We start from the raw sequence: 11,178 nt of genomic DNA, 5'->3' as shown, positions 1-11,178 counted from the left end.
AACTCGTGGCAAACATCAACCTCCTTGTCAGCAAACTCAGACAATTCTCAGTGAACCAGCAGGAAAACCAGTCAAAACAGCTGCTGCGCAGGGCTTTTGGCGGACAACTCCGATTGCCCCGGGCAGCCGGGCACCCGCTGGTGCACAGTCGGCGGAAAAGGGCCGCCCCGCCGCTACGGCGCCGGCGTCAGCCACGCCCGCCGACGGCGGACGAGCTAACCCGCGACAGGTGTCGACTCCTTCGGGTACGGCGCCCCGAATTCTGAGACCGGGCGATACCCCCGCGCGCGCGCCACCGCCGCCCCGCGACGTACCAGCGCCGCGGTGGCCACGAATCCGGCCTGGTCGGCGGCCAGGAACGGGGTCAGCAGCCGGTTGTGGACCATGCTGAAGGCCAGACCAGTCTCCGGCACCGCCCAGCCCAGCGAGCCGCCCAGGCCCACATGCCCGAAACCGGGCATCACCCCAGGTAGAGGCAGCGCGTGGTACCCCAGGTGGAAAGACAGCGGCATCCCGATGCTGTGGTCCAGCGCCAAGCTGGGCCGGCCCACCAGCGCCGCGGCCAGCTCCCGGGACAGGAACCGCTCCGGGGCGTCGCAGACCTCGCCGCCGTTGGCGAGCGCGCCGTACATCCTGGCCAACCCCCGCGCCGTCGCCACGGCGTTGGCCGAGGGCAGCTCCGCGTCCAGCAGCGGGATGTCCCCCTGCACGGTGGCCTTCATGCCCGGGAAGTACATGGCGCCGAAGATCGCTGAGCGCTGAATTCCGGCGAGCCTCGGGGCCACCGCGTTGAAGACCGGGTTCTGGATGTTCAGCTGTGGGCCGATGATCTGCGCGTTGCGGGTGGGGGCCCCGGCGGGCGGGCGGCCCAGGTGCAGTCCGTCGGTGCCCAGCGGTTCGGCGATCTCCTGGCGGATCAGGGTCCGCATGCCCAACCCGGTGACAGCTCTGGCCAGACCCGAGAGCAGGTAGCCGTAGGTCAGGGCGTGATAGGCGGGCTTACCGCGCAGCGAGGACGCCGGCGACGCCGCCAGCAGCTGTTCCATGCGCAGATGGTCCAGCAGGTCGGTCCGGCCGACCCCTCGCAGGTGTGAGAGCCCGGCGCGGTGCGCCAGCACCTCGCGGACGGTCAGATCCGCCTTGCCGGCGGCCCCGAACTCCGGCCAGTAGTCGGCCACGGGTGCGTCGTACCGGATCAGGCCGCGGTCCACCAGCCGGTGGATCACCGTCGATGCCATCCCCTTGGTGGCGGAGAACACCATGGCGCCGGTGTCCGCCGTCCACGGCACCCGGCCGCGGCGATCCGCCCAGCCGGTCCAGACGTCGACAACGGGTTCGCCGTGCAGGTACACCGCCAAGGCGCCGCCGCCGAAGCGCCGGCTTGGGAACAACCGGGCGAAGGAACGCACTGCACAGGCAAAACTGGGGTCAGCGGCGCCGTGCACACCGCCGGGGAGCGCCGCGCTGCGCCCTGTTGCAGGAGTCACAATGGATGAATTTACATGTGTCAGGTCACACTCTGACCGGCCTGTTAGCGAGTTGTTACCCGGCCGGGCCGGCGGCAGCGTCCAGGATCTGCTGTGCGGCCAGCGCGGGGGTCAGCTCACCGTCGCGCACCTGCCGCTCCACCTCACGCCGGATGTCGCGCACCCCGGGGTGGGCCAACACCCGGTCGAGCACCGTGTCGCGCACCATCGACCACGTCCACTCCACTTGCTGAGCGCGTCGGCGTGCCTCGAACTCCCCCGCCTCGGTGAGCACCTGCCGGTGTTTCTCGACCGTCTCCCACAGCTCGGCGAGCCCGGTGCCCTCCAGTGCGCTCATGGTCAGCACCGGCGGTAGCCACACCGAATTCGGCGGGTAGATCAGCCGGATGGCACCCGACAGTTCCCGCGCCGCCTTCGTGGCCTCCAGGGCGTGGTTGCCGTCGGCCTTGTTCACCACCACGATGTCGGCGAGTTCCAGCACCCCCTTCTTGATGCCCTGCAGCTGGTCTCCCGTGCGGGCCAGGGTGAGGAACACGAAGGTGTCCACCATGTTGGCGACAGTCACCTCCGACTGCCCCACGCCCACTGTCTCCACCAGGATCACGTCGAAGCCGGCGGCCTCCAGCAGCACGATGGTCTCCCGCGTGGCCCGGGCCACCCCGCCGAGCGTGCCCGAGGTGGGCGAGGGCCGGATGTAGGCCTGCGGCTGCGCCGCCAACCGCGACATCCGGGTCTTGTCACCCAGGATCGAGCCACCCGTGCGGGTCGACGACGGGTCCACGGCCAGCACCGCCACCCGGTGCCCGAGCTCGATCAGCTGCATCCCGAGCGCCTCGATCGCGGTCGACTTGCCGACCCCCGGCACCCCGGTGATCCCGACGTGCATGGCCGATCCCGCTTCCGGCATCAGCTCCAGCAGCAGCTCCTGGGCGGTGTCGCGGTGGTCTCGCCGGGTGGACTCCACCAGGGTGATGGCGCGGGCCAGCGCCGAACGGTCACCCGTACGGATCGCCCCCGCCAGGTCTTCGACAGACGGGACCATCTAGCTCAGGGTGTAGCCGAGGCGCTCGGCCAGCTTGTGCAACAGGCCGATGGCGGCGTCGGCGATCACGGTGCCCGGCGGGAAGATCGCGGTGGCGCCCGCTTCGTAGAGCTCGTCGAAGTCACCCGGCGGGATGACGCCGCCCACCACCACCATGATGTCGGGGCGGCCCACCTCGGCCAGCGCGTCGCGCAGCGCCGGCACCAGCGTGAGGTGCCCGGCCGCCAGCGACGACACGCCCACCACGTGCACGTCGTTGTCGGCGGCCTGGCGCGCCACTTCGTCCGGGGTGGAGAACAGCGAGCCCACATCCACGTCGAAGCCGATGTCGGCGAAGGCCGTGGCGATCACCTTCTGGCCGCGGTCGTGACCGTCCTGGCCCATCTTCGCGATCAGGATGCGCGGTCGGCGACCGTCGGCCTCGGCGAACTTCTCCACCAATTCGATTGCGCTGCTGATGTTTCCCCCGCTTCCCGCCTCGTCCCGGTACACCCCGGAGATGGTGCGGATCTCGGCCACGTGCCGGCCGTACACCTTCTCCAGGGCGTCGGAGATCTCACCGACGGTGGCGTGCGCGCGGGCGGCGTTGATGGCCAGCGCCATCAGGTTGTTGCCCAGCCCGTCCTCCCCAGCGGCAGTGTTTTCCCCTGCGGCCCTGGTCAATTCGGCCAGCGCGGCCTGGGTGGCTGCCTCGTCGCGCTCGGCCCGCAGCTTCTCCAGCTTGGCCAGCTGCTCGGAGCGCACGCGGCTGTTCTCCACCTTGAGGACCTCGATCTCGGCGTCCTCATCCACGCGATACTTGTTCACGCCGATGACGGTCTGGGCACCGGAGTCGATGCGGGCCTGGGTGCGTGCAGCGGCCTCCTCGATGCGCAGCTTGGGAATGCCCTCACTGATGGCCTGGGCCATGCCGCCGTGCGCGGCCACCTCACCGAGGTGCATGCGCGCCGCGGTGGCCAGCTGATGGGTCAGCCACTCCACGTAGTACGAGCCGCCCCAGGGATCGATGGGCCGGGTGGTGCCGGATTCCTGCTGCAGCAGCAGCTGGGTGTTGCGGGCGATGCGGGCGGAGAAGTCGGTGGGCAGCGCCAGCGCCTCGTCGAGGGCGTTGGTGTGCAGCGACTGCGTGTGACCCTGGGTGGCGGCCATCGCCTCCACACAGGTGCGCGCGACGTTGTTGAACACGTCCTGGGCGGTCAGCGACCAGCCGGAGGTCTGCGAATGGGTGCGCAGGGACAGCGACTTGTCGCTGGTGGGGCTGAACTCGGCCACCAGCTCGCTCCACAGCAACCGGCCGGCCCGCAGCTTGGCCACCTCCATGAAGAAGTTCATCCCGATGCCCCAGAAGAAGGACAGCCGCGGGGCGAACTTGTCGATGTCCAACCCGGCATCGAGGCCGGCCTTGATGTACTCCACACCGTCGGCCAGCGTGTAGGCCAGCTCCAGATCGGCGGTGGCCCCGGCCTCCTGGATGTGGTAGCCGGAGATCGAGATGCTGTTGAACTTCGGCATCTTGGCGCTGGTGTAGCCGAAGATGTCGGAGATGATCCGCATCGAGGGTTTCGGCGGATAGATGTAGGTGTTGCGGACCATGAACTCTTTGAGGATGTCGTTCTGGATGGTCCCGGCCAGCTTCTCCGGTGGCACGCCCTGCTCCTCGGCGGCCACCACGTACAGCGCCAGGATGGGCAGTACCGCACCGTTCATGGTCATCGACACGCTGACCGTCGACAGGTCGATGCCGTCGAAGAGCTGGCGCATGTCCAGGATGGAATCGATTGCCACGCCGGCCATCCCGACATCGCCCTGCACCCGGGGGTGGTCGGAGTCATAACCCCGGTGGGTGGCCAGGTCGAAGGCCACCGACAGACCCTTCTGCCCCGCGGCGAGGTTGCGGCGGTAGAAGGCGTTGGATTCGGCGGCCGTGGAGAACCCGGCGTACTGGCGGATGGTCCAGGGCTGGTTGACGTACATGGTGGGGTACGGACCGCGGATGAACGGCGGTGCGCCCGGGAAGCTGTCCAGCGGGTAGCCCGCCGCCGCGGCGTCGGCGCGGTCGGCCTCGATGAAGACCGGCTTGACGTCGATGCCTTCCGGGGTGGTCCAGGTCAGCTGCTCGGCGGTGTACCCGTGGGCCGCGGCGGCCGTGGACACCAGCTGCGCCACGCCGTCGGCGGTGGCCGGCGTCGACGTGCCGTCACCGTGCAGCGGGACGTCGGCGAAGCTGCCGATGCTCGGCTTGGTGGTGGTCATGCTCATGCCCCCAATCGGGTCAACAGCTCTGACAGTGCTTGTACCGCATCGATTTTCGCGGTCAGATATTCGTCGGGCCGGTGTACCGCGTCCCCGACGGCCTTGTCCGGGCCGGCCAGGTACACGTGCTCGATCATCGCCACGTGCGCGGCCTCCACCACGTCGGACACCTCGGCGCCGTACCGGGCGTCGGTGCCGCAGATCACGGCCACCGACGGCGAACCGGCGTCGGCGACGGCCGCACCCACGCCGGCGGCGTCCACCGGGCCCGGGTTGACGGCCTCGATGCCGCCCGAGGCCAGCAGGTTCGCCGCGAAGGTGGTGCGGATGTTGTGCTCGGCGAGCGGCCCCAGCGGCAGCAGAAGCACCCGCGGCCGGGTGCCGAACTTGTCCAGGTGGGCATCGGAGCGGTTACGCAGCGCCTCGAACCCGGCGGCGTAGCGGGCCACGTCCGGCAGGTCGCCGGTCTGGGTCAGCGGCGCCTCACCCAGGTTGGGGAACTCGTTGATCCCGGTGACCGAGGTCCGGCGGTGGGCGATGTCGGACTGCCGCGCCGCCGCCACCTCGGCGATCCCGGCCAGGATGTGCTCGCGGGCCTCGGTGAAGCCACCGCGGGCCTCGATGTCCTGGAACAGCGCCCAGGCCGCGGCGGCCAGCTCCGCGGTGAGGTCCTCGACGAACCACGAGCCGGCGCCGGGATCGAGCACCCGGCCCAGGTGTGACTCCTCGAGCAGCAGCAGCTGGGTGTTGCGGGCGATGCGGCGTGCGAAGTTCGTCGACACCCCTGGTGCGCCGCCGGGGATGGCCACGTCGAACGGGTGCACCAGCACGGTGTCTGCGCCGCCGACGCCGGCGCCGAACGCGGCCAGCGTGCAGCGCAGCATGTTCACCCACGGGTCGCGCTGCGCCATCATGGCCAGCGAGGTGGCCGCGTGCACCCGGGCCGCCCCTGCGTCGGGAGCACCCGCCACCTCAGCGACCCGCGCCCACAGCTGCCGGGCGGCCCGGAACTTGGCGATGGTCATGAACTGGTCGTCATCGGCGGCCAAGCGGAAGCTGATCTGGCGCAGCGCATCCGGTACCGGCAGACCGGCGTCGGCGAAGGCCCGCGCGTACTCCACTGCCGCGGCCAGAGCAGCGGCCAGCTCCCAGGCCGCGCCCGCTCCCAGGCCGTGGGCGGTGGGGCCGTCGACGGTGACCGCGCGCACCGCGCCGTGGAAGCCGGTCAGCCCGGTCGCCACGGTCATGACCTCGTCCATGGTGGGCGCTGCCCGCCCGACCAGGCCCGCCGACAGCGGGTCTGCACCCAGGTCCACCGACAGCGTGGGCCGCTTGTCCTCGCCCACCGCCGTCACCAGCGCGGTCAGGGCTGCCGCCGCGGCCGTGAAGTCCGCGCCGGCGTCCACCAGCACCGGCACCAGTTCCAGGTACACCCCCTCCAGGAGGCGGTCGACGTCGGTTGCGGCGACGCCGTCGGCACCCACCCGCAACACCAGCCCCGACACCCCGTCGGCGAGGGCGCCCAGCACGGCCTCGTTACCGTCGGACAGGCCGTGCCCCGGGGCCGGGAACACCTCGAGCACCTTCCAGCCCGCCAGCACGTCGCGGCCGGCGTCCCCGCCGCGGGTGTAGGGCCACTGCCCGGGCAGCGCCGGTTCGGGGCGCGCATCCAGCGCGGTGTACAGGGGGCGCACCGCAAAACCCTCGTAGGTGTCGGTGTCCAGCAGTCGTTCGGGCTCGGCGGGCAGGTCCGCGATGTCCGTGCGCAGACTCTTGGCCAGCACCCCCGCCACCCCGGCGCGCCACCGGTCGCGGGCCTCGGTCAGAGCGGCCTGATCTGCGGGTACAACTGAGGTCTCTGGGGACACCGGCAGCTCCTGAGGTTCACTACGGGCTGAACACGCCTGTGTCCGGCCACCCGAACTCCCAGGCTAAATGATGCCCGTCACGCACCGGGAGGCGCCCGGAGGTGCTGCGCAACCGGTGGGTCCCCCACCGTTCACAGGGGTTGCGTACCCTTGTTTGCCGTGGCCAGGCCCAGTCTTCGTACGGTGCGCAGTGTGCGCGCAGCGGTCGTTGCGACGGTCCGGCAGATCCCCCGCCGCCGGTTGGTGACCACCGCGATTGTCAGTGTGATTCTCGTCGCAGTCGCGGTGTTCGTCCCGCTCCCGACGGCCCTGCAGCTGCGGGACTGGGCCACCTCGGTGGGACCGTGGTTCCCGCTGGCGTTCTTCGGCGCCCACGTCGTGGTCACCGTCTTCCCGTTCCCCCGGACGGCATTCACGCTGGCAGCAGGCCTTCTGTTCGGTCCGCTGCTGGGTGTGGCGCTGGCGGTCGCGGCCAGCACCATCAGTGCGCTGCTGGCGGTGCTGCTGGTGCGCGCCGTCGGGTGGCAGCTCAGCGGACTGGTCAGTAATCCGTCCCTGGACGCACTCGATGCCCGACTGCGCCGCCGCGGCTGGCCGGCCATCCTCTCGCTGCGGATGATCCCGGCGGTGCCGTTCTCGGTGCTGAACTATGCCGCCGGTGCCTCGGCGGTGCGACTGGTGCCCTACACCCTGGCCAGCTTGGTCGGGCTGCTGCCGGGCACCGTCGCGGTGGTGGTCCTCGGCGATGCGCTCACCGGCAGCGTCAACCCGTTGTTGGTGGTGGTGTCGCTGGCCACCGCCAGCCTCGGGGTGGCGGGGCTGTACCACGAGGCCCGCAGTCACCGCCGCAGCAGCACCCGACCGGCCCCCGACGATCAGGGCGAACGGTGTGCGCCACTGGGCGGCAGCGGTTCCTGACCGTGGGACGCGTCGACGTCGGTCGGGTATCTGGGCTCCACCGAGGCCGGCCGGGCAGGAGCGCCGATCTCGGGCAGTACGGCTTCCCGGGCGTCGGCCTCCGCCTTGGCGACCGCGCGGACGATCTCCGGGTCGGTCTGGGTGGTGAACCAGTCCTTGACCTCATCGGAGTCGTCCTCCGGCTTGGACAATCCGTCCTCCACCGGTGACGGCGTGTACCGGAACACGCCGTCCTCTCCGGGTGCGCCGAGCATCTTGGTGAACCCCTGCAGCGCGGCGCCGAAATCGCTGGGCACCACCCACACCTTGTTGGCCTCACCCTTGGCCATCTGCGGCAGCGTCTGCAGGTACTGATAAGCCAGCAGTTCCGGAGTGGGCCGGCCGGCCTTGATCGCCGCGAAGGTCTTCTCGATGGCCTTGGCCTGGCCCTGGGCTTGCAGGTATTGCGCTGCCCGCTCACCCTGGGCCCGCAGCATCCTGGACTGCCGGTCGGCCTCGGCAGCCAGGATGGCGGCCTGCTTGGCGCCCTCGGCCGCCAGGATCTGGGACTGCTTCTGCCCCTCGGCCTGCGTGATCGACGCCTGCCGGACACCCTCGGCGTTGAGGATCATGGCGCGCTTCTCGCGGTCTGCCTTCATCTGCTTTTCCATCGACTCCTGCACCGACGGCGGCGGGTCGATGGAACGCAGCTCCACGCGGGCCACCCGCAGACCCCATTTGTTGGTGGCCTCGTCGAGCACCCCGCGCAACTGCCCGTTGATGGAGTCACGCGAGGTGAGCGTCTGCTCCAGCGTCATGCCACCCACCACGTTGCGCAGCGTGGTGGTGGTGAGCTGCTCGACGCCCACGATGTAGTTGCTGATCGCGTACACCGCGGCCTGCGGGTTGGTGACCTGGAAATACACCACGGTGTCGATGTTCAGCGTCAGGTTGTCTTCGGTGATGACCGGCTGCGGCGGGAAGGAGACCACTCGTTCCCGCAGGTCCACCTTGGCCCGGATCCGGTCGATGAACGGCACCAGCAGGGTCAGCTGACCGGACACCGTCTTGCTGTACCGGCCCAGGCGTTCGATCACCGCCGCCTCCGCCTGCGGCACCAGGGCCACGGACTTGGCCACGATGATCACCGCCAGGATGACCAGAACGGCCAGTAGAACCAGACCTGCGACAGCGCCGTCCATGACGGTTCCTCCTTCGAGTCAGGCGTTCTTCCAGACGACGGCGGTAGCGCCGTCGATGTGCATCACGGTCACCTGATCACCGGGTTCGTAGACATCGTGATCGTTGAGCGGGCGAGCCGTCCAGACCTCACCCTCGAGCTTGATCTGGCCTTCGTGCTGACTCACCCTGTCCAGGACCAGAGCGGGTTTGCCCTCGAGCGCCTCGGGTCCCGTCTCCAGGGCGGGTGCCGAGGTGAACCGCCGGCGCAGCGCCGGCCGCACCAACACCAGCAGCAGGATCGACACGACGAGGAACACCACCCCGTCGGCCCAGATGGGCCAGTCGAACACCGCTGCCGTGCCCGCCGCGGCCAACGCGCCCCCGCCGAGCATCAGCAGGAACAGATCTCCGGTGAGCGCTTCGGCACCGGCCAGCCCCAACGCGACAACAAGCCAGATCAGGGCCGCAGGCATACCTCCACCCTAGCTGCTGCGACGCGGCGGGTGTGTCGACTGCGCCGCGTCCGGTGGCGTTCCCGCCCACGCACTACACTGCTGCCATCATGTGGTGCCCGAGCGTTTCCCTGGTGGTGTGGGCCAATGCCTGGTTGGCGGGCAAGGCCGCGCCCGACGATGTTCTGGACGCGTTATCCCAATGGGCGCCAACACATTCAGTGACGGCCTATGACGCCGGGGCAGCTTCGGCCACCGGCCTGCCGTGGCCGGATGTCAACGACGCCGGCGCGGTGTCCATGCTGCAGACGCTGCGCACCGCCGCGGGCCCGCGCACCTCGGCCCAGCCGTCGGTGGCCCTGGCGCTGCCGGTGCCCGGCGACGTGCGCGGACTGCCCGCCGGTACCACGTTCGCCCGCGACGCCCTAGAGGCCGGCGAAGCGGTGATCGTCACCTCCGAGCGCGGCACCCCGGTGGGGCTGGTGCCCGACTTCGAGTACGAGGACACAGACGACGCTTTCGATTTCGGGTCCGAGGACGACGATCTCGACGACGCTCCCGAACTGCGCCGACTGGCCTGGACGGTGTACTCGCTGCCCGCCCCGCCGGTGCCCGCCCACGCCGACCTGGGCGAGGCCGAATTCGCCCTGCGCTCAGCGGTGCGTGCGGCGGCGGAAGCGCTGACGGCGCTGCGGGCCGGCGGCACGGGGGTCGACATCGAGGACCCGCGCGGCATGGTCGAACAGATCCTGGAGTCCGGGCGCGGGCACCTGATCCCCGAACACGCGCCCACCCGGGCGCTGCGGGTACTCGACAATGCCGCCCACGTCGACGCCATCATGACCGTCAGCGCGGGCCTGATGCCCATCTCCACGCAGTCCTCGTCGGAGGTGCAGATCGCCAGCGACGCGTTGCGCCCGCTCGGTCAGGTGGTGCGCTCGGCACGCCTGGCTGCGGTCAGCGCGATCCTGTACTCGGCCTGGGAGAGCTGACCGGCGGCCGGCACGCCGCGGTGCAGTACGCCCCGTCGACGCTGCTGCCCTGCAGCGGCACCGGATCGGGACCGGGGACGCGGGCCGGTGGGCGGCCCTGGCGCTGTTCGTCCACCAGGTCCATGATCAGCTCGGCGAACCGCTGCTGCGCGTTGGGCGTCAGCGCGCGGGCCAAGGCCACGCCCGCCGCATCGGCCTGCTCGCGCAGCTCGTTGTCCAGATCCCACACCACTTCGATGTGGTCGGCCACAAAACCGATGGGGCACACCACAACTGCGTCCACCCCGCGGGCCACCAGCTCGTCGAGGTGGTCACCCACATCGGGCTCCAGCCACGGCACCTGCGGCGGTCCCGACCGGGACTGCCACACCACGTCGAAGTCCCGGTATCCGGCCGCGGCAGCCACCAGCGCCGAGGCGTAGCGGACCTGCCGCTCGTAGAGATCGGTGCCGCACCGCGAGGCCGCGCGCAGCGGGATCGAATGAGCGGTGAACACCAGCCGTGCCTGCCGCCCGGCCGGCAGGGTGGCGGCGGCCTCGGCGATCGCGTCGGCGAACATCGCCACGAACAGCGGGTGGTCGAAGTACTGACGCAGCTTCACCAGCTCGGGCGCGCCCGGCCCGGCGGCGGCGCGTCCGCGGGTGATGTCCTCCTGGTACTGCGCGCACCCGCTGTAGCCGCCCCAGGCCGAGGTGGCGAACACCGCCGCCCGGCCGATGCCGTCGTCGCGCATGGCGGCGACGGTGTCCTCGACGAACGGGTCCCAGTTGCGGTTGCCGAAGTACACCGGCAGGTCGGTGACGGTGCGCAGCTGGTCGATCAGTGCGCGGTTGATGGCGTTGATCGGTGACACGCCGCCGAAGTGGTAGTAGTGCTCGGCGACGGATTCCAGGCGCTCGGGTGGGATGCCGCGGCCGCGGGTGACGTTCTCCAGGAACGGCATGACCTGCTCCGGCCCTTCGGGACCCCCGAAGGACAGGAGCAGGATCGCGTGAAAGTCCATCC

The 11,178-nt window shown here is 70.4% G+C and carries 9 protein-coding genes; 2 read left to right on the top strand and 7 right to left on the bottom strand.

All coding sequences use genetic code 11. The annotated features are described in order from the left end of the window. Positions 1 to 215 precede the first annotated feature (215 nt). The 4 genes from lipL to mutA are packed head-to-tail and all read right to left on the bottom strand — an operon-like array spanning position 216 to position 6,650. Positions 216 to 1,487 carry an esterase/beta-lactamase LipL gene (gene lipL / locus G6N58_RS22335; RefSeq protein ID WP_272953881.1) on the bottom strand — a complete coding sequence of 424 codons (1,272 nt, stop codon included), beginning with the start codon at positions 1,485 to 1,487 and terminating at the stop codon, positions 216 to 218. Positions 1,488 to 1,542: 55 nt separating this feature from the next. After that, on the bottom strand, positions 1,543 to 2,529 hold the full coding sequence (gene meaB, locus G6N58_RS22330) for a methylmalonyl Co-A mutase-associated GTPase MeaB (RefSeq protein WP_115277248.1): 987 nt from the start codon (positions 2,527 to 2,529) through the stop codon (positions 1,543 to 1,545). Then, positions 2,530 to 4,788: a methylmalonyl-CoA mutase gene (gene scpA / locus G6N58_RS22325; RefSeq protein WP_068916732.1), complete on the bottom strand. Its 2,259-nt coding sequence runs from the start codon at positions 4,786 to 4,788 to the stop codon at positions 2,530 to 2,532. Then, the gene (gene mutA / locus G6N58_RS22320; protein WP_232067957.1) at positions 4,785 to 6,650 is read right to left on the bottom strand and encodes a methylmalonyl-CoA mutase small subunit; all 1,866 of its coding nucleotides are present in this window, start codon (positions 6,648 to 6,650) and stop codon (positions 4,785 to 4,787) included. The genes scpA and mutA overlap by 4 nt, the downstream gene beginning before the upstream one ends. A 192-nt stretch (positions 6,651 to 6,842) precedes the next feature. Here mutA and G6N58_RS22315 point away from each other — a divergent pair, with 192 nt between their 5' ends. Beyond that, a complete protein-coding gene (locus tag G6N58_RS22315; RefSeq protein WP_232067956.1) occupies positions 6,843 to 7,568 on the top strand; it encodes a TVP38/TMEM64 family protein in 726 nt (241 codons plus the stop codon). On the opposite strand, the gene G6N58_RS22310 is transcribed toward G6N58_RS22315, so the two are convergent. After that, complete coding sequence (locus G6N58_RS22310; RefSeq protein WP_115277251.1) at positions 7,526 to 8,749, bottom strand: SPFH domain-containing protein; 1,224 nt, start codon at positions 8,747 to 8,749, stop codon at positions 7,526 to 7,528. The two genes, G6N58_RS22315 and G6N58_RS22310, sit on opposite strands and share 43 nt — an antisense overlap. A gap of 18 nt (positions 8,750 to 8,767) precedes the next feature. Next, entirely contained in the window at positions 8,768 to 9,202 is a 435-nt protein-coding gene (locus tag G6N58_RS22305; RefSeq protein ID WP_068916728.1) for an NfeD family protein, read from the bottom strand. Between the two features lie 89 nt (positions 9,203 to 9,291). Here G6N58_RS22305 and G6N58_RS22300 point away from each other — a divergent pair, with 89 nt between their 5' ends. Next, complete coding sequence (locus G6N58_RS22300) at positions 9,292 to 10,173, top strand: Rv1486c family protein (protein WP_115281344.1); 882 nt, start codon at positions 9,292 to 9,294, stop codon at positions 10,171 to 10,173. Here G6N58_RS22300 and G6N58_RS22295 read toward each other — a convergent pair. Beyond that, positions 10,139 to 11,176 (bottom strand): ferrochelatase, encoded by a 1,038-nt coding sequence (locus tag G6N58_RS22295; RefSeq protein WP_163908322.1) that lies wholly within the window; start codon positions 11,174 to 11,176, stop codon positions 10,139 to 10,141. The genes G6N58_RS22300 and G6N58_RS22295 overlap by 35 nt on opposite strands. Positions 11,177 to 11,178: the final 2 nt, after the last annotated feature.

Origin of the sequence: Mycolicibacterium tokaiense (assembly GCF_010725885.1) — a bacterium.
GTDB lineage: Bacteria > Actinomycetota > Actinomycetes > Mycobacteriales > Mycobacteriaceae > Mycobacterium > Mycobacterium tokaiense.
Note: the sequence above shows the minus strand (reverse complement) of the source record. Positions and strands in the feature narration are given on the sequence as shown.

Bases quoted from the DNA above. Each gene is read 5' to 3' on its own strand.
- meaB (WP_115277248.1), bottom strand. From the start codon at position 2,529: ATGGTCCCGTCTGTCGAAGACCTGGCGGGGGCGATCCGTACGGGTGAC.
- scpA (WP_068916732.1), bottom strand. From the start codon at position 4,788: ATGAGCATGACCACCACCAAGCCGAGCATCGGCAGCTTCGCCGACGTC.
- G6N58_RS22310 (WP_115277251.1), bottom strand. From the start codon at position 8,749: ATGGACGGCGCTGTCGCAGGTCTGGTTCTACTGGCCGTTCTGGTCATC.
- G6N58_RS22305 (WP_068916728.1), bottom strand. From the start codon at position 9,202: ATGCCTGCGGCCCTGATCTGGCTTGTTGTCGCGTTGGGGCTGGCCGGT.
- G6N58_RS22300 (WP_115281344.1), top strand. From the start codon at position 9,292: ATGTGGTGCCCGAGCGTTTCCCTGGTGGTGTGGGCCAATGCCTGGTTG.
- G6N58_RS22295 (WP_163908322.1), bottom strand. From the start codon at position 11,176: ATGGACTTTCACGCGATCCTGCTCCTGTCCTTCGGGGGTCCCGAAGGG.